24 protein-coding genes are annotated in these 24,898 nt (G+C 36.7%); 18 read left to right on the forward strand and 6 right to left on the reverse strand.

What is annotated here, in order from left to right:
* Positions 1–69 precede the first annotated feature (69 nt).
* Positions 70–1,947 (reverse strand): squalene--hopene cyclase, encoded by a 1,878-nt coding sequence (gene shc / locus MKY26_RS01120; protein WP_307318010.1) that lies wholly within the window; start codon positions 1,945–1,947, stop codon positions 70–72.
* Positions 1,948–2,121: 174 nt separating this feature from the next.
* Here shc and MKY26_RS01125 point away from each other — a divergent pair, with 174 nt between their 5' ends.
* The 4 genes from MKY26_RS01125 (at position 2,122) to MKY26_RS01140 (ending at position 7,109) form a co-directional block, all read left to right on the forward strand.
* On the forward strand, positions 2,122–3,192 hold the full coding sequence (locus MKY26_RS01125) for a DUF2515 family protein (protein ID WP_233435344.1): 1,071 nt from the start codon (positions 2,122–2,124) through the stop codon (positions 3,190–3,192).
* A gap of 291 nt (positions 3,193–3,483) precedes the next feature.
* Positions 3,484–4,674: a hypothetical protein gene (locus MKY26_RS01130; protein WP_095370029.1), complete on the forward strand. Its 1,191-nt coding sequence runs from the start codon at positions 3,484–3,486 to the stop codon at positions 4,672–4,674.
* Between the two features lie 28 nt (positions 4,675–4,702).
* On the forward strand, positions 4,703–5,932 hold the full coding sequence (locus tag MKY26_RS01135; protein WP_095370028.1) for a Zn-dependent hydrolase: 1,230 nt from the start codon (positions 4,703–4,705) through the stop codon (positions 5,930–5,932).
* A 1-nt stretch (position 5,933) separates the two neighbouring features.
* Positions 5,934–7,109 carry an amidohydrolase gene (locus MKY26_RS01140; RefSeq protein ID WP_095370027.1) on the forward strand — a complete coding sequence of 392 codons (1,176 nt, stop codon included), beginning with the start codon at positions 5,934–5,936 and terminating at the stop codon, positions 7,107–7,109.
* 83 nt (positions 7,110–7,192) lie between these two features.
* On the opposite strand, the gene MKY26_RS01145 is transcribed toward MKY26_RS01140, so the two are convergent.
* Positions 7,193–8,473, reverse strand: coding sequence for a PucR family transcriptional regulator (locus MKY26_RS01145; RefSeq protein ID WP_095370026.1), 1,281 nt, complete (start codon positions 8,471–8,473; stop codon positions 7,193–7,195).
* Between the two features lie 139 nt (positions 8,474–8,612).
* Complete coding sequence (putP, locus tag MKY26_RS01150; protein WP_095370025.1) at positions 8,613–10,079, reverse strand: sodium/proline symporter PutP; 1,467 nt, start codon at positions 10,077–10,079, stop codon at positions 8,613–8,615.
* 393 nt (positions 10,080–10,472) lie between these two features.
* On the opposite strand from putP, the gene MKY26_RS01155 reads away from it, so the two are divergent.
* The 8 genes from MKY26_RS01155 (at position 10,473) to MKY26_RS01190 (ending at position 16,568) form a co-directional block, all read left to right on the forward strand.
* Positions 10,473–11,621 carry an ABC transporter substrate-binding protein gene (locus MKY26_RS01155; RefSeq protein WP_095370024.1) on the forward strand — a complete coding sequence of 383 codons (1,149 nt, stop codon included), beginning with the start codon at positions 10,473–10,475 and terminating at the stop codon, positions 11,619–11,621.
* A 30-nt stretch (positions 11,622–11,651) separates the two neighbouring features.
* Entirely contained in the window at positions 11,652–12,527 is an 876-nt protein-coding gene (locus MKY26_RS01160) for a branched-chain amino acid ABC transporter permease (protein ID WP_095370023.1), read from the forward strand.
* A 15-nt stretch (positions 12,528–12,542) separates the two neighbouring features.
* Complete coding sequence (locus MKY26_RS01165) at positions 12,543–13,520, forward strand: branched-chain amino acid ABC transporter permease (protein ID WP_095370022.1); 978 nt, start codon at positions 12,543–12,545, stop codon at positions 13,518–13,520.
* Positions 13,492–14,265, forward strand: a complete 774-nt coding sequence (locus MKY26_RS01170) for an ABC transporter ATP-binding protein (protein ID WP_095370021.1) — start codon at positions 13,492–13,494, stop codon at positions 14,263–14,265. Before MKY26_RS01165 ends, MKY26_RS01170 begins: the two co-directional genes overlap by 29 nt.
* The gene (locus MKY26_RS01175; RefSeq protein ID WP_095370020.1) at positions 14,258–14,968 is read left to right on the forward strand and encodes an ABC transporter ATP-binding protein; all 711 of its coding nucleotides are present in this window, start codon (positions 14,258–14,260) and stop codon (positions 14,966–14,968) included. Before MKY26_RS01170 ends, MKY26_RS01175 begins: the two co-directional genes overlap by 8 nt.
* Before the next feature lie 348 nt (positions 14,969–15,316).
* Entirely contained in the window at positions 15,317–15,886 is a 570-nt protein-coding gene (locus tag MKY26_RS01180; protein WP_157733756.1) for a TetR/AcrR family transcriptional regulator, read from the forward strand.
* A 26-nt stretch (positions 15,887–15,912) separates the two neighbouring features.
* On the forward strand, positions 15,913–16,257 hold the full coding sequence (locus tag MKY26_RS01185) for a DMT family transporter (protein ID WP_095370018.1): 345 nt from the start codon (positions 15,913–15,915) through the stop codon (positions 16,255–16,257).
* On the forward strand, positions 16,257–16,568 hold the full coding sequence (locus MKY26_RS01190; RefSeq protein ID WP_095370017.1) for a DMT family transporter: 312 nt from the start codon (positions 16,257–16,259) through the stop codon (positions 16,566–16,568). Before MKY26_RS01185 ends, MKY26_RS01190 begins: the two co-directional genes overlap by 1 nt.
* Positions 16,569–16,612: 44 nt before the next feature.
* Here the strand turns inward: MKY26_RS01190 and MKY26_RS01195 are convergent, their stop codons facing one another.
* Positions 16,613–17,449: a squalene/phytoene synthase family protein gene (locus MKY26_RS01195; protein WP_095370016.1), complete on the reverse strand. Its 837-nt coding sequence runs from the start codon at positions 17,447–17,449 to the stop codon at positions 16,613–16,615.
* A 376-nt stretch (positions 17,450–17,825) separates the two neighbouring features.
* On the opposite strand from MKY26_RS01195, the gene MKY26_RS01200 reads away from it, so the two are divergent.
* Entirely contained in the window at positions 17,826–19,556 is a 1,731-nt protein-coding gene (locus MKY26_RS01200; RefSeq protein ID WP_095370015.1) for an ABC transporter ATP-binding protein, read from the forward strand.
* Positions 19,546–21,366: an ABC transporter ATP-binding protein gene (locus MKY26_RS01205; RefSeq protein WP_411674992.1), complete on the forward strand. Its 1,821-nt coding sequence runs from the start codon at positions 19,546–19,548 to the stop codon at positions 21,364–21,366. Before MKY26_RS01200 ends, MKY26_RS01205 begins: the two co-directional genes overlap by 11 nt.
* 66 nt (positions 21,367–21,432) lie before the next feature.
* Here MKY26_RS01205 and MKY26_RS01210 read toward each other — a convergent pair whose 3' ends face one another.
* Positions 21,433–21,561, reverse strand: coding sequence for a YfhE family protein (locus tag MKY26_RS01210; protein ID WP_095370014.1), 129 nt, complete (start codon positions 21,559–21,561; stop codon positions 21,433–21,435).
* Between the two features lie 242 nt (positions 21,562–21,803).
* Here MKY26_RS01210 and MKY26_RS01215 point away from each other — a divergent pair, with 242 nt between their 5' ends.
* From MKY26_RS01215 to MKY26_RS01225, 3 genes are all read left to right on the forward strand, one after another.
* A complete protein-coding gene (locus tag MKY26_RS01215; RefSeq protein WP_341091866.1) occupies positions 21,804–22,394 on the forward strand; it encodes a hypothetical protein in 591 nt (196 codons plus the stop codon).
* A 13-nt stretch (positions 22,395–22,407) separates the two neighbouring features.
* Positions 22,408–22,665, forward strand: coding sequence for a hypothetical protein (locus tag MKY26_RS01220; RefSeq protein ID WP_341091869.1), 258 nt, complete (start codon positions 22,408–22,410; stop codon positions 22,663–22,665).
* Between the two features lie 231 nt (positions 22,666–22,896).
* Entirely contained in the window at positions 22,897–23,049 is a 153-nt protein-coding gene (locus tag MKY26_RS01225) for a hypothetical protein (RefSeq protein ID WP_341091871.1), read from the forward strand.
* Between the two features lie 16 nt (positions 23,050–23,065).
* Here the strand turns inward: MKY26_RS01225 and MKY26_RS01230 are convergent, their stop codons facing one another.
* The gene (locus tag MKY26_RS01230) at positions 23,066–23,977 is read right to left on the reverse strand and encodes a TIGR01777 family oxidoreductase (RefSeq protein WP_307317995.1); all 912 of its coding nucleotides are present in this window, start codon (positions 23,975–23,977) and stop codon (positions 23,066–23,068) included.
* A gap of 102 nt (positions 23,978–24,079) precedes the next feature.
* Between MKY26_RS01230 and recX the strand changes: the two genes are divergently transcribed.
* On the forward strand, positions 24,080–24,889 hold the full coding sequence (recX, locus tag MKY26_RS01235) for a recombination regulator RecX (protein ID WP_307317993.1): 810 nt from the start codon (positions 24,080–24,082) through the stop codon (positions 24,887–24,889).
* The last annotated feature ends 9 nt before the right edge of the window (positions 24,890–24,898 follow it).

Below are 24,898 nucleotides of genomic sequence, written 5' to 3' on the forward strand. Positions count from 1 at the left end.
GAATTATTGTGTAGATAAGCCTTAACAATATTCATTAGAATTGCTAAGGCTTTTTTTGTTTTGATTTCCTCATTCCTCTCCATATTTCTCACGATAATGTGATAAGGCTAAAAGAGGGAAAATGTAACGGTAACTGTGATAATGAAAATAAATCGCACCAGCGAGGCCTTGCCCTGCTGGGTAGTCTTCGCTCCAATCGTCATTGTCCAAAGATGTGAGGAGGTATTTTATGCCTCTTTTAATTGTCTCATCTGGCTTCTGACTTACCGAAATTAATGCATCTATGGCCCATGCAGTATGTGTGAGCGTACTATCACCTAATGGAATATATTTTTTTTGTTTATCACTTAAAGCGGATTCCCCATAACCTCCATCAGCATTTTGAATGGATCGTAGCCAGCTTGTAGCCTTCTTGATCATTTCACTTTTATTATCATATGCAATTGCTGATAATCCCGTAAGAGCTGCCCAAGTCCCGTATATATAGCAAATGCCCCATCTGCCATACCATGAACCGTTCTTTTCTTGGTGTGTTTTAAGCCATTCAATACTTTTGTCGAAATGAGAATGTTGGTGTGGCATTTGTGTGTAATTGCCTAAAAACTCCATGGCTCTTCCTGTTAAATCGGCACTGCTTGGATCGGTGAGAATAAATTCACTATCTTGGATTGGTACTAAAGCTAGTAACTTATTATTGGTATTCTTTTCAAAAGCTGGCCAACCGCCATCATCATTTTGCATGGAAACGAGCCAATTCACGCCTAAATTCCAAGCCTCTTTTATGTTATCATCGATTTTTGCAGAGTTTGTAATTGCACGAAGAGTGGCTGAGGTATCATCAGTATCTGGCTGAAAAGTGTTAATGTTAGAAAATCCCCAAGCTCCTGGTTTTGTCTTGGGATTATGAATGATCCAATCTCCAAATTTATATTGTTGTCTACTAAGTAAATAATTAGTTGCTTTCTTTATCATTGGATCATTTGGTGTTAATCCAGCTTTTTGTAAAGAATAACTGAGCAAGCTTGTATTCCAAACAGAAGCAGTAGTGAATTGGATATGTGTATGACCCTTTACTTTTGTCTTGAATCCGTATAATCCTTTTACCGCATTCTCAATTAACGGATCATCTTTTTTATGTCCTAATGAAAGTAATGCAAACACCATTAAAAATGTCGAGCTAATATAGCCAAATAAGGTCCCGTCAGGTTCTAGGTGATTCATCATATATTGTTTTGCACGGCTCATACTCAGTTGGTGTAACTCTTGTGGTAGGCCTATAATTTTCTTAATACTTGATTTGATTGTTTTGTGTATGGTTCGCCATTCAGAGGAACGGGACCAACTAAAATTTGCTTCCTCTCTCGAAGTGAACAGATCTGATAAATCTGGACTGCTGGCTGTTCGAAAACGAAACTTCTTTTCTGCGATAATCATAATGGGAACTATATTTGCTCTGCCGTATACGGAGATGCTATAGAAATTAATTGGCATGATAGGTTGGATGAGCATTAGTTCAATTGGTAGGGGAAAGAACTTTGGCCATTCATACTGTCCTGTGATGGTAAGAATCAGCTTGGTTAGGAAATGGGTTTCCTCTATGCCACCTTGTTGTAAAATGAATCGTTTTGCTTTTTTCATTCGATCATCTTTTTTATCGATATAACCAGAATACAACAATGCATGATATGCCTCGACAGTTAAGGAAAGACTGCCTCCTCTTTCATCGTAATAATGTTTCCATGCTCCGTTTTCCTCTTGTTTACTTAGTATCCTTTTAACCAATTGTTTTATCATCTCTTCATCATCAATTTCCAAACTTCTTAATAAAATAATCATATACGTATCAGTGGATATACTAGATTCAAAAGGATATTCCCAAGTACCCGAAGTTGTTTGGTCAGCTCTTAAAGTAGTAATTAAATGATTGATTCCATTTGAGACCTTCATGATATTCACCCTTTTCGTTACTTTTCCTAACAATGTAAGCAATATTAATACATGAGTATTCATTGGACAAAATTATCATTCATAATGGTGGTGTTTTCCATATTTTTAATTCATAAATGGCGAAGAAAAAGCTTAAAATCATCTATTACTAGGAGAAAGCTAAAAAAAGAATTAGTGACCTTACTAAAGAAAAACAAGCAGAACACAATAAATGAACTTAATCTTGACGAACAACAGATCCTAGAAAAGATAAACCAACAAACAACAGCTTGTAATCTCAATAATGTGACAAGAACAAATGCTTATCTCGCGTTTTATTTGAAATACCCCCAAGTGCATTGGGCTTTGCTAGCCCATTTCGTCTCCAGAAATGCGGGTTGGAATATGACAGATTTAAAGGGGGATTTATTATCAAAGATATTAAGTGAGACAGAACAGAATGCGTTCTTTCAATTTATGGAACGAGCCAATTGGTTGATTTTTCAAGATGCATATCCACAGTTATTGCTATACGAGGAAAGTGTCAGACAAAGTAAGCCGTTATTTCATTTGCTCTCTCATTTAGGAGTTTCTTCATTTATGCAAGCCGTATGGTCCATTTTTTGGCAGCAAAAGCAATCACATATCCTTACACATGCGCTTATTATTAATGAACAAAACTATATAGAAAAAAGAGTGGTACAAAACCCAATTTTTAAAGAAGAAGTGACTTCAACACTTGAGTTCAAATTACAAGATGTTTTTGCTTTTAACTATATTCTTTTTCCGTATCAGACGCATGGAATATCACAGTTAAAAGGGTTAGTTGTTCATTTATTTACAAAGTTGAATCAGAGAATAGAATTAGGGTATAAATTGTACACACTTCTATACGAAAACCCTTCTCAACTACGAAGCTATGTGAAGTGGGCGAACCAACATCCCCATACAGGGTCAAGAAGTGATTACTGGAGGAATGTCTATTGCGTCGTTCAGGAGGGAATACCGACAAAAACCTATAAGCCAAGAATTGCAGATGGTCATTTAAAAAGCGGTGCGAAAAAGTTATTTAGTCCTGTGCTTGTTCATGTATGGAAAGATACTAGTCATAAGAAGCCGGAGGTAGAAGATTGGTTTCAGAATGAGGGTATAGTGAAAATGCTATTTAAAGAAATGAATGTAAAAGATCATAACGTGAAACTGGCGTATATGAAATCCTTAGAAAGATTGGAGCTAGCAGTTGCTGCGAAAAGTTTATTATCGTAATGCAAAGACATACCTTTTTAATTCAGAGGGTATGTCTTTTTTTTGTACAACAATTTTAAATCTTACCATGCCTAGTAGTTTGACAGTAATCGTTTACCTTAACTTATGTTGAAGAGAAGGGATGAACTAGTTAACAATTATATGCTATTTAAGTGAATTTATAGAAATAAAAGCGCTTTCAAATAAAAAGATTATTAAAAATAATAATAAAAGACAAAATGTTCTTTTAATTTAAAAAGGAGCGTGATACTATTGTAAAATATCAAAATCGAATTTAAAGGAGTGGCATGTATGTCTCAGCTAATGGCTTTTGTAATTGTAATTGGAATTTTATTTATTGGGGATGTGGTAGCTACCAGAACAAAGGCATGGGTGCCATCCATGTTTATATGTGCTTCACTATTTCTCCTTGGATATTGGACGTTCTTCCCTACGGATATTGTTGAAGTGGCTGGTATCCCATCGTCTGTAGCAACATTATTAATGTATTTGCTCATTACTAATATGGGTACATTGCTTTCTTTACGGGAATTAAAGCAGCAGTGGAAAACGGTAGTGATTGCTCTTTCTGGAATCTTGGGCATTATTGTCATTTTATTTACAGTTGGTGTACTACTTTTCGATTTTCAAACAATGGTAGTGGCTATTCCACCACTTGTTGGTGGTGTAGTATCGGCATTATTGATGTCAGATGCAGCTGCCGAAGCGGGACTTGTATCATTATCCGTATTTGCCATTGTTATTTACGTTATGCAAGGTTTTGCTGGTTATCCACTGACATCCTTTGTCTTGAAAAAGGAAGGGAAAAAGCTTCTTCAGCAAGTACGTAAAGGGGAATTGAAAATAAAGGATTCTGTCGAGGAGACAGCAGCCACAACTGAAGAAGTAGAATTAAAGTTGTTTAAATGGCTACCTGAGAAGTACAATACAGACTTTTTTAAGTTTTTCCGTCTAGGTATAGTTGCTTTCTTTGCCTATCTTGTGTCAACTGTATTAACCCCGGTCGTTTCAATTAGTCCGTTTGTCCTCTGTTTATTATTTGGTGTGATTGCTACAAGTTTTGGATTTTTAGAGAAGCAGTCGTTACAAAAAGCAAATGGGTTTGGTTTCGCAATTATGGCATTGATGTTATTTATCTTTGATGGACTAAAGCAAGCAACACCAAGTATGATGCTAGAAATAATTTATCCTTTAATTGCAACAATCGTCATTGGTGTAATCGGTATGTATATTTTCTCAATGATCGTCGGTAAAATTCTTAAGGTAAGTAAAGAGATGGCCTTTGCTGTATCTTTAACCGCATTATACGGATTTCCAGCAGATTACATTATTACCAATGAAGTAATTAAATCATTAACAGATGATGAAGAGGAAAGAAATATCCTCACTAGTCATATGTTGCCACCAATGTTAGTGGGCGGGTTTATAACCGTCACGATCGTCTCGGTTATTTTAGCAGGTCTATTTGTCCAATTCTTATAAATTCGCAATCGAAATGAAGGAGTGATGAATGTTGAGTAATGTATTAACTCGAATTGATCAACATATAAAAACACTTGGTAAGTATACAAGTACGCCCGGAAAAGGTACAACGAGACTTACTTATTCAAATGAAGATTTACAAGCAAGAAACTATTTGAAGGATGTCATGAGAGACTACGGATTAACTGTATCGGAAGATGGTGTAGGGAACATTTTTGGTAAATTGGCTGGAGAGGTGAATGGACCAAGCGTTTTAATCGGCTCTCATTTTGATTCTGTTCCACATGGTGGTGATTATGATGGCCCTGCTGGGGTGGTAGCTGGATTGGAAGTGGCAAAACTATTCCAAGAGAATGGCATTAAACCTAAGTATCCATTGGAAGTTGTGGCACTAGTAGAAGAAGAAGGGTCAAGGTTTGGTGGCGGGTTAATGGGATCTAGAAGTATAACAGGTAAGCTTACAGACCAGACATTTAGAGAGTTGGCGGATTCACAAGGAGTTTCCACAGTTGAAGCGATGAAGAGTATTGGTTTGAACCCAGACCTCGTAAAGAAGCGTGACAGAGATACGATGAAGGCGTACTTAGAACTGCATATTGAACAAGGACCGATTTTAGAAAATGAGAAGACCTCAATTGGTATCGTAGAAGGCATTGTGGGTTTATCACAATTGGAGATAACAATTAAGGGAAAGGCAGGTCATGCAGGAACAACACCAATGGATGGTCGTGCAGATGCGCTTGTAATGGCAGCACATATGATTGCTAAGCTACCTAAGATTGCTGAAACTTACGGAGAGGGGACTGTCGTTACAGTTGGTAAACTATCAGTCTATCCGAATGGAGCAAATGTTATACCTGGGTCGGTTACATTTACGATTGATTTACGGTCAACAGAAGAAGCTAAATTGAAAACTCTACTAGAGGAAACACAAACTTTTATTCGTCAGTTACAAAGTGAGAAAATATCCATCTCTATTGCAGAACAATTATATATGTCACCAACAATATTAGATGATGAGATGAAGAAGCAATTAGAAAAGGGCTGCGAGAAATATAAAATATCTTATCAATCTATTTTCAGTGGGGCTGGACATGATGCCATGGTATTTGCTGAACAAACGAAGGCGGCTATGATCTTTATCCCAAGCAAAGATGGATTAAGCCACTGCCCAGAAGAATGGTCAGACCATCAAGATATTGAAAAAGCAGTATATGTTTTATTTGAAGCAGCAAAACATCTCACGGAGGTGAACTAACATGAACAACTATATTAAAGAGGCAATACTTGCGAGAGCGAATGAAGTGATTCAATTAAGAAGAAAGCTTCATAGTGAGCCGGAATTATCATGGGAAGAAGTAAAAACAACAGAGTTTATTGCTAACTACTTGGAAGATTTACAAGTTCCATATCGGAGAATGAAACCGACTGGTATAGTTGCTGAAATTACTGGCGGTAAGCCTGGAAAAAAAGTAGCTTTAAGAGCGGATATTGATGCCCTACCTGTAGAAGAGCTAAATACAGAATTATCTTACGCATCACAAGTAGAAGGGAAAATGCATGCTTGTGGCCATGATGCACATACAGCCATGCTATTAGTAGCAGCGGATGTTTTAAATAGTATGAAGGAAGAATTAAGTGGAAGTGTTCGTCTTATTTTTCAACCAGCTGAAGAAGCAGCCAGAGGTGCACTAGCAATGGTCGAGCAAGGAGCAATGACAGAGGTTGATCATGTGTTTGGTATTCATATTTGGTCCCAAATGGAGACAAATAAAATTGCTTGTACCGCAGGACCTCAGTTTGCATCTGCTGATATTTTTCATGTAGCTTTTCAAGGCCAAGGGGGACATGGTGCAATTCCACATGATTGTATAGATGCAACAGTGATGGCTTCTTCCTTTGTGCTGAATTTGCAGTCGATTGTTTCAAGAACAATTGATCCACAGCAAGGAGCAGTTGTAACAGTAGGAAAGCTTGAGTCTGGAACTAGATTTAATGTCATTGCTGAAAATGCTAAACTTGAGGGAACCGTTCGTTGTTTTGAACCTGCAGTTAGAGATCACATAGAGGAGCAATTATCTCACTATGCAAATCATGTTGCTGGTCTATACGGTGGCAAGGCAGTGGTTGAGTATACGAGAGGGACCCAAGCAGTAATTAATCATGAGGAGAGTGCTGCGTTAGTCCAAGAGGTGGCAGTCGACTGTTTTGGCCCTGATGTCCTATTTGATGAAAAACCAACAATGGGTGGAGAAGATTTCAGTTTTTATCTGGATTACGCACCAGGCAGCTTTGCGCTTGTAGGAAGTGGAAATAAGGATAAGGATACCGAATGGGCACATCACCATGGTAGGTTTAATATAGATGAAGATGCTTTAGTAACGGGTGCAGAGCTATATGCACAATTTGCCTGGTCTTACTTATTGAAAGTTTAATAAGCTAGCTTCTGTAATCATAAGTAAATCTTAAATGACAATAAAGAAACCAATCATTCAATGATTGGTTTCTTCTTTTCTATTCATAAAGGATTATTATTGTTTAATCCTGAGTTTTGATGGTTGGCTATAATTGATTGTTTGCGCCTCAGTAATTGTAGATCTATAAATAATTGGCATCGTGTATTAAAGTCATCAAAATTAATCGTAGTTAATTGATGTATTTTCTTTAATCGGTACTTTAGCGTATTTTCATGAATGAACAATTCTTCTGCTGTAGGCTTGAGACGACAGTTATTGAGAAGGTAAGCTTCTAATGTATCAATATAATTCGTATGATTATTTTGATCCTTCGTCAATAAAATAACTAAATCTTCATTACTATAATTGGTTTGTTTATTATGTTGTTCAATGATAGCTAAATAGCGTAATGTTTTTAGTTTTCGATAATTGATTGGAAGAGACTGTTCCTTATTAAAAAACATAGCGGTTTGTAAAACCTCAAGAGCCTCTGTATAGCTTTGCCTTAATTTATAGATAGAAGAATACTTATTTCCAATCCCAACGACCAACGATGTATCTGCATATTGCAAACGTATTGACTGTACGAGGTGTTCTGCATTCTCTTCTAAAGAAACATCTTGTTGATCATGACTAGCAAGCAAAACAATCATTTCTAAGTGGTAGAAGAAAATATAGGCAGACTGAGTCATATTATTGACAGATAATCTTACCGTATTAATGATTTCTTCAAAGTTTTTATCATCGCCTTCTTCCACCTTAAATACAGCAACAATAAAAGCTTTAGGCAATGTAACCTTTGCTGAAGCTGCCTCTACCTTTAATTGATGTTTCGTTTGGAATGAGTCTTCGATGACTTTTTCATAAAAATAATGATCTTCTTCAACCTTACCATCTTTAGCGAGCTTGTCACGATTAAGCAAGAATGCGATATGAGAAGAAGCGGCATCCAGGAACGCTAACTCTTTTTCTTTTAACTTAGGTGCTGTTTCTTGTATCCATATATAACCGTAAATGTCATTTTGATAAATAGCGGAAACAACAACCCGTTTATTCAGTGAAATATCTTTCATTGCTTTTATACGAAAAGGTTTCTTATGCTTAGTTAACTGATCAACGATACCTTCATCTGTAAATCTTTCAAAGATTGAGATGGGCCATTGTTTATTAAAGATGGTTTGCTTATTCACTTCATCATAATCCTCGGTAAAATAAGAACTATAGGCAATTAAAGAAAACTGTGCATCTTCAATAACAACAGGTTTTTTAAGTTGGATACTAATCATTTCGGCTATTTCTTCTATATTGGTAGAGGATTCTATTCTATCTAATTGTAAATCCATGCTTTTATCCTCCTTACGATGGACATTCAAGTCACATACCCCATATTATATTAAAAAAGACCTATGAAAGCCAATAGTATAAAAAGAGCAAAAAAAAAAGACCTAGGCAACTCGCCTAGGTCTTTTCACTCTCTAGAAATTAAGATTTAATCACTCGTTGATATTCATCGAAATCTTCTTCCACTTTTTTAGGTGGTTTGCTCGTTAAAAGGCTAACCACAATTATAGCTAATAAGCTGATTAGGAATCCTGGAATTATTTCGTAAAGGGTATCAGATAAACCTGCTGCTGACCAAATGATGACTGTCGCAGTTCCGAAAATCATACCAGCTAGTGCACCCCAACTTGTCATACGCTTCCAATATAAACTAAGTAATACTAAAGGTCCAAATGCAGAACCAAATCCAGCCCATGCATAACCGACAAGATCTAAGATCGTAGAATTCTTTTCCCAAGAAAGATATAAAGCAATTACCGAGATAATTAAAACTGACAATCTACCGATAAATACCAACTCTTTATCAGTGGCCGATTTACGTAAGAAGGAATTATAAATATCTTCAGTAAGAGAGCTTGATGTTACTAATAATTGAGATGAGACAGTACTCATGATTGCTGCCAAAATCGCTGCAATAATAAACCCAGTAATTAATGGATGGAATAAAATCTCGCCTAATAGTATAAATACTGTTTCTGGATCATCGATTGAATATTGAGTATTATTGAAGAAACCAATCCCAACGAAGCCAATAAACATGGCACCAATAATACAAAATACCATCCAAATCATACCCATCCATGTTGCCTTTTTCACGTCTTTTACTGATTTAATAGCCATAAAACGAACAATGATATGAGGTTGACCAAAGTATCCAAGTCCCCATGCTAATAATGAGATGATCCCAAGAAATGAAGTTCCGCGAAAGACATCTAGTAGAGCAGGGTCAATTTCTTTTGCTGTATCAACAGCGACACCTAAGCCACCAATCTCAGTTAAGGCAACAATTGGTACTAATACTAAAGCGATAACCATAATTAAACCTTGAACTAAATCAGTTAAACTAACAGCAAGGAATCCTCCAAATAAAGTATAAGCAATTGTTACCCCTGCAATAATTAAGAGTCCAGTATGGTAATTAAGGCCGAAGATACTTTCAAATAAGACGCCACCAGAAACCATCCCGGATGATACATAAAATGTAAAGAATACTAAAATAACAACACCGGAAACCATTCGCAATATTTTGGCTTTTTCGCCAAAACGATTTTCTAAATATCCTGGAATAGTAATAGAGTCATTCGCAATTTCTGTGTACACACGTAATCGTGGTGCCACATAAATCCAGTTTAATAAGGCACCAACTGTTAATCCTACAGCAATCCAGCCCGAACTTAACCCTGTGGCAAACATAGCACCAGGAAGACCCATTACAAGCCAGCCACTCATATCTGAGGCTCCAGCACTAAGTGCAGTTGTTAATGGTCCTAAATCTCGTCCACCTAGCATATAATCATTTAAATTAGATGTTCTTTTATAGGAGTAATACCCTATATAAAGCATACCTAGCATATAAATTGCTATAGATATTATAATTCCTGTTTCCATTCTTTTTCTCCTTCCACATTCCAATACAATTTTTTCTAGTTTAATAATTAACATTCCAAAAAAAGAGGGAATTTATTTATATAGAAAAGACAATAAAAAAAAGACGTACAAATAGGGCTTCTCCCTCAAAATTTTTTTAGAAAGTCAATTATAGTAACTACCCAAATGCTCACCTTATTAATCATATATTTTTATATGAGCTATATCAATATATTTTCAACACAATGATATGGTCATTCTTTTGTCCCATATAGACAAAAGAAGATAATATTTAGTATATTAATGGATTTGTGTACTGAATTTTTAAAATATTTTATTTACAATGCAATATATTTATATTTTAATAGTAATATAGTTTTGAAAAATGAATTAATTTCTCGGGGGGCAAGGAAAATGAGAGGTTTAATGAAAAAATTGGTAGGATTTACAGCGCTTTCAAGTGTGCTTTTTTTAACCGCATGTGGAGGCGGCGGTAATGAAGAATCAAGTGGTACTGAAGGAGGAGAGGTTTCAGCAGACGTTGGAGTGGTCTCCTTTTTAACTGGATCAGGTGCTGCATACGGTGAAGCTATACAAGGTGGTTTAAAGTTAGCTCAGGAAGAAATAAATGCAAAAGGTGATGTGAAAATCAATCTAATCTTTGAAGATTCAGCAGGTAAGCAAGACCAAGCCTTAACTGCTGCTCAAAAATTAATTAACTCAGATAATGTAACAGCAATTATTGGTCCGACACTTAGTACAGAAATGAATGTCGTTGGACCAGAAGCAGACTTAAGTGGTGTGCCGATTATCGGAACGTCTACAACTGCTGAGGGGATCCCTCAGATTGGCGATTATGTTTTCCGTAATTCTATTCCTGAAGCGTTGGCTATTCCTGCATCAATGCAACAAGCAATAGACAAATATGATGTGAAGAAAGTGGCTATTCTTTACGGGAATGATGATGTGTTTACAAAGTCTGGTTATGACACGATGAAGAAAACAGCTGAAGAAATGGGACTTGAAGTCTTAACGACAGAAACGTTCCAAAAAGGTCAATCGGATTATAATGCCCAATTAACGAAGATTAAAAATTTGAATCCCGATTTAATTCTTGCTTCAGCGCTTTATAACGAAGGGGCAGTCATTATGGACCAAGCACGGAAAATGGGGATTGATGTTCCGTTTGTTGGTGGTAACGGATTCAATTCTCCGGAAGTTATCAATATTGCCGGTGAGTCTTCAAATGGGTTGATAGTAGCAACACCATGGTATAGCGAAAAAGAAGATGAAAAGGTACAGGAATTTGTGACGAAATTTGAAGAGGAACATGGTCATGTTCCAGATCAATTCGCTGCTCAAGCCTATGACGCATTATACATTCTAGCAGATGCACTTAAAAATGCCGGAAGTTCAGATCGTGATGCTGTAAGAGATGCATTAGCAAAAACAAAGGATTTTGAAGGAATTCTCGGCAATTTCTCTTTTGACGAAGAGGGCGATGTATTAATGGACCCTACGGTGTTAGTTATTGAAGGAGAAAAATTCGTTGAATTTAAGTAAGAAGAAAAATGTGTTAGAAGGTGAGACACCGTGTTAATAGAACAATTAATTAATGGACTAACATTGGGCAGCATTTATGCAATTGTTGCCCTTGGATTTACTTTAGTATTTGGCGTTTTAGGTATTATCAATATGGCACATGGCGAGATCTTTATGTTTGGAGCATTTATTGGAGTAATGATTACATCGACATTAAATGCGCCTTTATGGGTTGCTTTTCTGGGTGCAATCATCATTACGGCTATTATGGGTTACTTATTAGAGAGGTTTGCTTTAAGACCGTTAAGGCATAAACAAGGTGTATCACATCTAGCCCCACTAATAAGTACAATAGGTGTTTCTATTCTTTTAGAGAACTTATCACACCATCTTTTTGGTGCAGGGAATCATCCATTTAGAACAAGCTTTGCTGAAATCAGTTTTCAAATAGGATCAATCACCGTTTATTTAGTACAAATCGTTATTTTCGTCATTTCTATCGTGTTAATGCTCGTATTAACATTTTGGTTAGGTAAAACAAGAGCTGGAAAGGCATTAAGAGCCACGGCAGAAAATCTAGAAACGGCGAGTCTCTTAGGTGTGGATACGAAAAAAACCATCCTGATGACAGTAATCATTGCTTCAGCCATGGGTGGAATAGCTGGTATATTGGTCGGAATGGCTTTTAACTCAGTAACGCCGCAGATGGGTCTATCAATGGGCTTAAAAGGTTTAGCGATTATCATTCTTGGCGGAATGGGCAGTGTGAGAGGAGCCATGTTCGGTGGCCTCATTTTAGGATTAGCGGAAACCTTCATCGTTGTATACGGAGATTCAGGCTATCGAGATGCTATTGCATTCTTAGCTATTATTATTATTCTTCTCATTCGGCCTCAAGGGTTGTTTGGCCAGAAAATTTCAACGTAAGAAGGTGAACGCAGGATGCTAGCAGAATTAATTAATCCGTACTATTTACAAGTAGGTTGCTTTATTTTAATTAATATTATTTTAGGTATCAGTGTATATATAACACTATCAACAGGACAGTTATCATTGGCGAATGCTGGTTTCATGGGAATTGGCGCTTATACATCAGCACTATTAACGATTCATTTTGAGTTGCCTATTATCATCGGTATTATCATCGGTGCATTAGTTGCCGCTTTATGTGGAGTACTTATTGGTATTCCAACATTAAGGCTTCAGGGTGTTTATTTAGCCATTGTAACCTTAGGTTTTGGAGAAGTTATTCGTGTGATTTTTGTCAATTGGGAAAGCGTAACGAATGGCTCAGTAGGTATATCAGGAATCCCTCATATAGGAAGAGAAATACTGAAAACATTACAAGGATTTGGTTTTCAACCGAGCTCTATTGGATTACAAAATAATCAATTTATATTTTTAAGTATTTTTATCCTTCTGTTATTAATTACCATTTTTGTGATTTGGTTTTTCAGAAGACAGCACCAATCAAGAGTGGGAAGAGCTTTTGCTGCTATCAAATTAGATGAAAAAGCTGCGGAATCAATGGGAATCAATATCACTTATTATAAGGTTTTAGCCTTTGCACAAGGTGCACTTGTTGCCGGTTTTGCCGGGGCAATGTATGCTCATATACTTGCTTATATTAGCCCTGCCGATTTTGCCTATCATCGTGCGGTTGAAATTTTAATCTTTGTTGTGTTCGGTGGTAGTGAAGTGATTTGGGGTCCAATATTCGGAGCATTCTTCTTAACATTAATGCCTGAGGTGCTAAGGTTTATTAGCGAGTATCGTTATATGATTTATGGACTGATTATCATTATTATGATGGCTGTCCGCCCACAAGGACTTATCGATGTGCCATTATTGAAGGCTTTAAGTAAAAAGGGTAGAAAAAGGGGGCAGAAGCATGGTACTGGAAATCACAAAAGTATGTAAAAATTTTGGTGGATTAAGTGCTTTGACTGATGTTACCTTCTCAATAAATGAGGGAGAAATATTTGGTTTAATAGGCCCTAATGGTGCCGGTAAAACAACGATGTTCAATTTGATTACGTCTATGTTTACACCAACTTCAGGACAAATTACTTTTAAAGATGAAGATATTACAACGATGAAATCACATAACATTACCGAAAAAGGGATATGCCGAACGTTTCAAAATATTCGTTTATTCCCTGAAATGTCGGCCCTTGAAAATGTCATGGTCGGGCAGCATTCCCGCACTCGCTCAGGTGTGTTAAAAAGCGTCTTTCGTACAGCTTCACAAAAGAAAGAAGAAGCAAAAATAAAAGGTATAGCAGAAGAACTTTTAGACTTTGTCGGATTATCTACTTTTTCTGATGTTACTTCAGAAAATCTCGCCTATGGACAACAAAGGCGGCTCGAGATTGCACGTGCACTTGCTAGTGAGCCAAAAGTACTCCTGCTTGATGAACCGGCAGCTGGTATGAATGAGACTGAAACAAGCGACCTGTTTGATTTAATTAAGAAGATTCAACAGAAGGGCATAACGGTTTTAATTATTGAACATGATATGCCACTTGTGATGAAATTATGTGATCGCATAGCTGTATTAAACTTTGGCAAGAAGATAGCAGAAGGTACTCCGATTGAGATACAGAACCACCCAGAAGTAATTGAAGCTTATCTCGGTAAGGAGGAGGAAGATCAATATGCTTGAAGTTAGTGGTATTCATGCCGGTTATGGGAAAATTCAAGTGTTAAAAGATGTATCGCTAGAAGTGGAAGAAGGAACGATTGTCACCATCTTAGGGGCAAATGGCGCTGGGAAATCAACCACAATGAAAAGTGTATCCGGATTATTAAAACCTTCGGCAGGGAAGATCTCTTTCCTTGGTGAAGATGTAACGGGGTTACGCCCTGATCAGCTCTTAAGAAAGGGTATTGCCCTCGTTCCTGAGGGGAGACAGATTCTTGCAGGCATGACAGTGCTAGAGAATTTAGAAATGGGTGCTTATCATAGGAAGGATACGGAGATAGACTCAGATTTAAATAAAATGCTCGAGCGCTTTCCTATTTTGAAGGAACGAGAAAAGCAGCTTGGGGGAACATTATCTGGTGGTCAACAGCAGATGCTTGCAATTGCTCGTGCGATTATGAGTAGGCCGAAATTGTTGCTATTAGATGAGCCTTCAATGGGATTGGCTCCACTTGTTGTTGCCGATATTTTTAAAATCATTAAAGAGATTAATCAATCAGGAACGACTGTATTGTTAGTAGAACAAAATGCGAGACAAGCTCTGAAAATCTCAGATAAAGGTTATGTGCTGGAAACTGGAAAAATGGTTGCAAGTGGTAATGCAACAGAGTTATTAAGTGATGCGCGTATTATGGAAGCGTATCTTGGAAAGAAATCAAGTTAAACTAATGTAGTTCAACTTAGCATATAATCACATCCGAAGACTAGAGGAGATCGTTTAAAAACGGTCCCTCTGGTCTTTTTATTTTGTGAATTTGTCTCAGTTTGATATTTGTAGTGATTATTGTCAATTTATAAAAACAAGTGACAATAAATTGGAAGCGAGATGAAAAAGGAAATTTGGAGATAATGAGAAGGTGGGGCTTCATAGGGGTTTGGGGAATTGATCAATTTCTGTAAGGCAAGATGGGCAATAATTGAAAGTGAAGTAACCAAATGTCATTATTGACTTTCATATTATCCTGTGAAATAATCTACCTAACGGTCGTTAGTTGAAGGGGTGTGATAATTGGTGAGTGCAGAACTTATTCGTGATGTTGCGCTAGTCCATTTCGCAGATAAGGGATATGAGGGAGCATCTTTACAGGATATAGCCACAGATGTAGGTATTAAGAAACCGTCGATATATGCTCATTTTAAAGGAAAAGATGACTTATTTTTACATGTTGCAAACTATGTGTTTCAGCAGGAAAAGCGGAAGATGATTACCTTATTTGCTTCGAGGAAAGATCATTCATTAGAAGAGAATTTAGTTTATTTTTTTGATTGGATTGTCGAGGAAAACAAGCATAACGAGCATGCAAAATTCTTACTGAGGGTGTCTTACTTCCCTCCAGCGAAACTTTATAATGAGTTAATGCGAATAGTCAATCCATTCTTTGCAGATATGGAACGGTTGTTAGCAAAATATATGAGGAAACACTCGAGTGAAGAAAATGACCAAAAGAAGTATTTAAAGGAAGCACTTGCTTATATTACGATTGTTGATGGTGCGGTTATTGATCTTATTTTTAATGGAGAAGACAGCTATTACAGAAGAGTTCGTGCTATCTGGCCAATATACTTTAAAGGCGTACAATGATAAACAACTAGAAAGAAGGGGTATAGATGACTAGGCATTGGTTACTTGTATTTTTAGCAGGCGTGTTAGAGGTTGGTTGGGTTTCAGGATTAAAATATGCTCAAAACACACTGGAATGGATTGCTACTGGAATTATAATTACATTAAGTTTTATAATATTAATTCTTGCTACGAAGCATTTACCAGTAGGAACTGTTTATGCAGTATTTGCTGGTTTAGGTACGGCGGGTACAGTAATAGTAGAAATGGTCGTTTTCGGGGAGCCATTTAAATTGATGAAAGTACTATTAATTATTATGCTTCTAGCAGGTGTGGTCGGGTTGAAGTTATTATCTGACCGTGCACCGGTTGAGAAAGGAGGATCTCAATAATGTACTGGATTGCCTTAGTTGTTGCAGGGTGCTTTGAGGTTCTCGGTGTATACCATTTGAAGAAAGTAGCTGATAAGCAATGGAAATCTATTATTTTCCTTGCTTTATCATTTGCGATCAGTTTTTCTTTACTTTCATTTGCAATGACGGATATTGCTATGGGTACTGCTTACGCTATCTGGACAGGAATAGGTACCGTTGGAGCAGCGATAGTAGGAATGGTCGTTTTTAATGAACCGAGAGAATGGAAAAGACTTGTTTGTATTGCGCTTATCTTAGGCGCAGCAATTGGATTAAAATTAATCTCCTAGATGTGAAAATAAAAGGCAGCGAAGTTTACAGTCGCTGCCTTTTATTATGATGTTTTCTTTATTACTTTATTAACAGTTTCATTTACTTCATCACGAGTCATTTTTTCTCGACCGTCTACTAACGCTTTTAATGTTCCATGGGCAAGTGAAAGTGGTATTTGACAGAAATTCACGATTGTCTCTGTCTCGATACTCGCTACGTATTCGTCAGCTCGAGATAGATTTTTATGCGCATAATCAAACATATCGTCTAGGCTATAACTATCTGGGAAAAAGCTTACACCGCGTTCTGCATCTTCTTTATAATTTCTTAAAATGTTAACAGCTTGAAGTCCACGACCGAAACCAATTCCAAGCTCTTTATCAGCTTCAGTTCCGTCATACCATTTCCATATGTCGGTTAACATCACACCAACTAATCCAGCAACTGTATACGTATATTGATCAAGGTCCGCTTCTGATTGTATTTGCCAATCTTTATCAACCCAATCACCCATCCCAGATGCCATGATTGCAGTTGACTCAACTACTTTTACTCTAATTTCATCTGGACAGAAAGAAATCCAATCATATAGGCGAAGAGTAACTTCTGGTAATTCGTTTTCAAATGGCTTGAACATCTTAATAAAGGTTTCTTTATTGTATTGAGCGGATTGAAGGACGTCACCGATATTATGCAATAGTTTGCTTTTTAAAGCTGGTTCCAAATCAGGATGATCTTCAATTTCATCAATTGCGCGCATACAAAGGTAAGCAGATGCAACGGTTTCTCGTAACTCTGTTACTAATAAGCTGATTGGAATGAAAAAAGTGCGGCTTGTCTCCCTTAATGTTTCAATAACATCATTATGTAATTGTTGGTCGTGATTCGTATTTTTCACCTTTTATCGCATCCTTTAGTTTTATAATTATAAGTAAGTTACTTTTTTAACCATTTTGAGAATACATTACACATGACATGATGCATGTTAGTATATGGATTACAAAGAAAATTTAGTCGTATAGTTAAAAAATCCCTTATGATTGAATAATAGGTTAAATGCTTAGTAAGCATTGAAAAATGTTCAAGGTAAGTATGCTAAATTGTGTTAAAAACGAAGAACAACTTTTGAAAAAGTCAATGTTCTCTACCTCTAAAAATTTTAACATAACATTAAAGAAATAAAAATCAGAATGAATTATTTAAAAATTATGTAAAAAGGTATATGATAGTTCATATCTATTTAGTTAAACGAAGTATTAGTTTGGGGGAAAGCTATGACAAAGATACTCAAATTTATTAAACCTTATCGAGTCGCGGCATATATTGCATTAATACTTATGCTTATTGAGTTATCAGTTGAATTGCTTCAACCATTATTAATCGGCAAAATTATTGATGAAGGTATTCTAAATAATGATATGAGTGTGGTCCTTTATTGGGGAGGTATGATGCTCCTACTATCATTAATTGCCTTCTTCTCAGGGATTACAAACTCATATTATGCAGCCTTCGTTGGACAAAATTTAGGATTTAGTATTCGAAAGAAACTAATGAAAAAGGTGCAATCTTTTTCATTCGCCAACTTTAATACCTTTCCTCACGCATCCTTGATTACAAGAATGACTAATGATGTGACACAAGTGCAAAATATCGTGTTTATGGGCTTAAGAATTATGTTAAGGGCTCCTTTACTCATTATAGGTAGTCTTATATTAGCTGTCCTAGTGAATTGGCAGTTAGCGCTTATTTTTCTAATTACCATACCGGTTGTAGTGATCTTCCTTGTTATTGTGATGACTAAAGGCGGTAAGATGTTTAGGTCTGTTCAACAAAAACTGGATACAGTCAATAATGTCATGCAGGAAAGTTTAATAGGATTAAGGTTGATTAAAGCGTATAACCGCAGAACTCATGAAGTAAAAAAGTTTATGAATGTAAGTAATAACTTAAAGGAACAAACAGCAAGCGCTCTAAGATTGATGGAAGCAGCTATGCCTGCATTACTATTCATAATGAATGTTTGTATTATCTTTATTTTATGGATCGGTAGAGAACAATTGCAAGCGACAAATATAGAAGTGGGGGAAGTCGTTTCAATTATTAATTATGCTACGAGAATGACTACTGCCTTTTCAATGTTTTCATTCATCATTATGGCTTTTTCGAGAGCGCGTGCTTCATCTGAACGGATTGTTGAAGTACTTGAGGCGAAGATTGATTTAGAAGATGAAGAAGATGGCAAAAGCCTTGAGCAGTTAAAAGGAGCGGTTACATTTGAGCATGTCTCATTTAGGTACCCAGGGATGTCTACATATGTCTTAAAAGATATTAGTTTTCATATTCGTCCAGGAGAAACTGTCGCTATATTGGGTAGTACAGGTGCTGGTAAAAGTTCTATTCTACAACTTATTCCTAGATTATATGATCCTACTGAAGGTGCAGTTTATGTGGATGGTATGAATCTGAAAGATGTTAAAATGGATGATTTACGAAAGAGAATTGGTTTTACCCCTCAAGAGTCCATCTTATTTAGTGGTACAGTGGAAGAAAACTTAGCATGGGGTAAATCAGACGCGACTTTATCTGAAATGAAAGCGGCGGCACAAGACGCGCAAATACATGAAACCATTACTGATTTAAAAGATGGCTATGAAACAAAATTAGGACAAAAAGGAATTAATCTATCAGGAGGTCAAAAGCAAAGATTATCGGTTGCTCGTGCTTTAATTAGAAAGCCTAATATTCTCATATTGGATGATAGTACGAGTGCTTTGGATTTACAAACAGAGTCCAAAGTATTGGATGCGATTGATAAATATAAATGTACTTTATTCATTGTCACACAAAAATTAAGTACGGCCAAGAGAGCGGATAAAATTATGCTTATAGATGATGGAAAAATCATTGAAGAGGGAACACATGATCAATTGATGAATACGTCTACTCTTTATAGAGAAATAGCGTATTCTCAGTCAGAACAGGGGGCTATGAATAGTGTTTACTAAAATAATGGCCCCATTCAAACAACCAAAGATACATAATCAAATAAATAACGATAGGAACAAAAAGCAACGTAAGCCCAATGACTTCAGTGCTGTCATTAAAAGAATTTGGTCTTACCTTGCCATCTATAAAATACGGCTATTATTACTCTTTTTTATGATTGTCATTAGTTCAGCGATGTCTTTACTTGGTCCCTTTTTAGTAGGAATAACAATAGATACTTTTATAGAAGAAAATGAAGCGGTTGTTTTCGTTTGGTTATTACTAGGTTTACTTGTAACTTATATCGTTCAATCATTGTCACTATGGCTACAAAACTATTGGATGATCGGTGTGTCTCAAGATACAGTATTTAATATGCGCGCAGATTTATTCCGGCAAATACACCGCTTACCTGTAGCTTTTTTTGACAAAAGACAACTTGGTGAATTGATGAGTAGGATTACAAATGATATTGAAAATGTTAGTGCGACTTTAAATAGTTCAATTATCCAAATCATATCTAGTGTTTTCACACTCGTTGGTACGATTGCAGTCATGTTATGGTTGAGCCCGTTGCTAACAATTCTGACTCTTTTAATCATACCGATGATGTTCTATGGAATGAAATGGATTACGAAGCGAACAAGTATGTTGTTTAAAGAGCAGCAAAAAAACTTAGGAGAAATGAATGGCTATATTGAGGAATCTATTTCTGGGCAGAAATTAATCAAAATGTTTTCACAAGAAGAGAAAGTGATGGATGATTTTTTGCATAAAGCAGAAAACCTAAGAATTTCTGGATTTTGGGCACAAACATTCTCAGGGTTTATTCCTAAGTTGATGCATTTATTGAATAATTTCAGCTTTGCCGTCATTGCTGCGATTGGCGGGATACTCGCATTAAACGGTGGAGTGAGCATTGGCACAATTGTTGTTTTTACCGAGTATTCTCGACAATTTACAAGACCACTCAATGATTTAGCCAATCAATTTAATACGTTATTATCTGCCATTGCTGGAGCTGAAAGAGTTTTTGAGCTGATTGATGAAAAAGATGAATTAACGAGTGAAAAAGATAAGCAGATGCTTGAAAATGTAAATGGTGAGGTTATTTTTGATAACGTATCGTTTACTTACGGGGAAGACAGAGAAATACTTTCTCATATATATCTTGAAGCCCGTCCTGGTGAGACTGTTGCTCTAGTAGGTCCAACAGGCGCAGGTAAAACAACCATAATTCAACTTATTAGTCGTTTCTATGAAGTGAGTAAAGGGAGAATATTATTAGATGATCGTGATATCTCCACAATACATAAAGAGAGCTTACGATCATATATGGGCTTTGTTCTGCAAGATTCCTTTCTTTTTCAAGGGACCGTCAAGGATAATATCCGCTATAGTCATCTTGAGGCAACGGATGAGGATGTTATACAAGCTGCAATGAAGGCAAATGCTCATTCATTTATTATGAAATTACCACAGCAGTATGACACGACTTTGAGTTTTAATGGCAGCGGGATTAGTCAAGGACAGAAACAATTAATTAGTATCGCTCGTGCTTTTTTGGCACAACCAAAAATTTTAATTTTAGACGAAGCTACGAGTAATATTGATACGGTTACAGAGGTGAAGATTCAACAAGCATTACAAAAGTTGATGATTAATCGAACATGTTTTGTCATTGCCCACCGGTTAAATACTATTCAAAATGCGGATAGAATCTACGTATTAAAAGATGGAAAAATAATAGAAGAGGGTACACATCAATCATTGCTGAAAGAAAAAGGTTTCTATCATCAATTGCAAAATAGTAAAGAAAGAAGTGGTTAATTAAAGATGCCAGTACATCAACCTTGTGTTTGATGTACTGGCATCTTTTTTGATGAGAAAATAAATCTAATGTCTTTGCTGAAGGGGGTTTTTGGCTGCACGATCAGCACGTTTAAATTCTTTTGCATATGTAACTTCTTGCATGCTTGAAAGACCACTAAAGCTCCGTTCTTTCCTCTTTTTATCATTTGCCATAACATTCACCCTTTCTTATTAGTAGTAAACTTTATTAGATTGCCCTATTTTCACGAGTACCATACGATTGAAGTAAGAGATGAGGAAGTAAATAGAGAATAAAAGTGTTCGAGAAGGGGAGAGAATCGCGAAAGTGTTGGCTTTTTAGAAGGGAAAGAAACTGAGAGTGTCGCAAGAGGAAGAATAGCCTTCCTGTCGTCCTTAGAGGAGAAAAAGGAGAACTGCAGACAATACGTGTATATGTGCAAAATGCAGTAAGAAAAGGGGGAGAACTGCGCGCAAAACGTGGATACGCGCAAAAGACAGCAAGAAAAGGAAGAGAACTGCGCGCAAAACGCGGATACGCGCAAAAGGTAGAAAGAAAAGGAAGAGAACTGCGCGTAAATGGTATATACGCGCAAAAGGCAGCAAGAAAAGGGGGAGAACTGCGCGCAAAACGTGGATACGCGCAAAATGCAGCAAGAAAAGGAAGAGAACTGCGCGCAAACAGAAGATACGCGCAAAAGGCAGCAAGAAAAGGGAGAGAACTGCGCGCAAAACGAAGATACGCGCAAAATGCAGCAAGAAAAGGGAGAGAACTGCGCGCAAAACGAAGATACGCGCAAAAGACAGGAAGAAAAAGGAGGGAATTGCGCGCAAAACGAAGATACGCGCAAAAGGCAGAAAGAAAAGGAAGAGAACTGCGCGCAAACAGAAGATACGCGCAAAAGGCAGCAAGAAAAGGGAGAGAACTGCGCGCAAAACGTGGATACGCGCAAAAGGCAGCAAGAAAAGGGAGAGAACTGCGCGCAAACAGTAGATACGCGCAAAAGGCAGCAAGAAAAGGGAGATAGCTGCGTTCAAAACGTGGATACGCGCAAAAAGGCAGAAAGAAAAGGAAGAGAACTGCGCGCAAAACGAAGATACGCGCAAAAGGCAGAAAGAAAAGGAAGAGAACTGCGCGCAAACAGAAGATACGCGCAAAAGGCAGTAAGAGAAGGAAAAGAACTGCGCGTAAATCGTATATACGCGCAAAAGACAGCAAGAAAAGGAAAAGAACTGCGCGCAAACAGTAGATACGCGCAAAAGGCAGAAAGAAAAAGGAAGAGGACTATACCTAAATAGATTTTAAATCCAAAAACACAAAAAATCGCGAAAAAGCAGTTTTGTATTAATTTCCATAGGAGTACAAACAATCAAAAAGTACTTTGCTAGCTTGAAATTTATACAGAAATTCACGAGAGTGAGGAAATAGGAGAAATCACCGTCCTCAGAAAAGAATCATGCCCCAGATCGTCCTAGGGAAGAATTTCTTCCCCGAAAAAGTTCAATTAACTTAACGGAGAAGCACGGCGAATGGATAAACGACCATTCTTAGTAGAAAAGTGGTTAAAAGAAAAAATCAGAGCAAAAAAAGTGAAAGAAATGGTCTATTTACGTAAACAAAAGATGCGACCACTCAAAAGAATCACTTATCTTCTGTATTTAATCAACAGAGTGTATTTGTAACATCAAAATATTAAAGCTACTTCTGATAAATATCTTCTAATGCTTCTTTTAAATGAGTAAAATGAAAAGGGTAATCATGACTCAGAAGCTTATTTGGTGTAACTTTTTGCCCTTCAGTTACGAGCTTACTCATTTCACCAAGGATAGCTTTTACTGCAAATGAAGGGACAGGTAGCCAATGTGGTTTATGGAGCACAGTGCTTAATGTATGGCCAAACTCATTCATGGTTACTGGGTTTGGAGCAGTAAAATTGACGGGACCTTCTATTGATTCATGTTCAATCATATAAACGATTGCGGAGATAACGTCATTAATATGAATCCAAGAAAGCCATTGATTACCACTACCAATTCTACCTCCAGCAAAGAGTTTATATGGAAGGGCCATCTTAGGTAACGCCCCTGCATTTTTATCGAGAATGATGCCAAAACGACAACATATCGTGCGTATATTCCAATCTTTTTCGGCAGTTTTTGCTATATCCTCCCAGTTTTTAACGACAGTACTTAAAAAATCCTCACCAGAATAAGGACTTGCCTCGTCAAATGTACGCTTTTCTGATGTGCCATAATAGCCAACAGCACTTGCATTAATAAGGGTGTATGGCTTTTCGTTTAGATGATCGATTAGGCGTATTACCTCATTTGTAGCATGCATTCGACTATGGTATATTCGTCTTTTTCTTTCTTCAGTCCAACGACCACTGTTGATTGATTCCCCAGCTAAATTAATGAGGACATCTATTCCTTCTAGCATTTCTTCTGGTTCATCCCCTTCATTTAACCATTGAACAAAGTGGAGACCTTGTTTTTCTTGCTTCTTTCCTTTATTTCTTGTAAGTATATAAACTTGGTGATTTTCTTGTAATAATTGGTCAGTTAGTTTTTGTCCAATAAAGCCCGTTCCGCCTGTTAAAGCAATTTTCATGTTGACCCCTCCGCAAAAATTCTCTTCTATTTCTAAATGAATTCAATGAAAAGTGGATTAAAACCTGTTTTTTTTGTGGTAAAGTTAAAGTGAGGTGAGGATATGCCTACAATTACTAAAATTACGATTCAAAAGAAAAATAAAGATCGCTACAATATCTATACCGACAGTGAGCATGGAGAGACGTATGCCTTCAGTGTGGATGAAGATGTGTTAATTAAATATAATATGAAAAAAGGGAAAGAGATTGATTCCTTACTCATCGGAGAAATTCAATTCCAAGATGAGATTAGAAAGGCGTACAATACGGCCATCCATTATCTTTCTAGTAGAATGCGTTCTGAATCTGAAGTTCGTACACATTTAATCAAGAAAGAGTATGCTGTTGAGTTGATAGATGAAGTGATCCATAAATTATATCAATACCAATTCTTGAATGATGAAGAATTCGCTATTGCATTTGTGAGAACCCAAAAGAATACGACAGATAAAGGTCCAAATATAATTAGACATGAATTGAAAGATAAAGGTATAGCTGAAAAAATCATACAAGATGTTATAGAACTATACCCAAAGGAAGAGCAAGTTGAAACAGCCATTTCTCTTTGTCAGAAATATACGCTTAAATATAAAAAAGATTCCTCAAGAATGATGCAACAAAAAATAGAGCAAATGTTAACGAGAAAAGGCTTCAGTTATGATATGATTCAGTTGGCACTTGAAGAAATACAATTAGATAAAGACGATGATGAGGAGATGGGAGCTCTGAAACGTCAAGCTGAAAAAATAAGTAGAAAATATAATCATGAAGAACCATTCATCTATGAGCAAAAGTTAAAGCAAGCGTTATTTCGAAAAGGGTTTCCTTTGCATTTAATTGATGCCTATTTAAAAGAAAATAAAGATGTATGAGGAGGTCTT

Source organism: Cytobacillus sp. FSL R7-0680 (assembly GCF_038009245.1).
Classification (GTDB): Bacteria; Bacillota; Bacilli; order Bacillales; family Cytobacillaceae; genus Cytobacillus; species Cytobacillus kochii.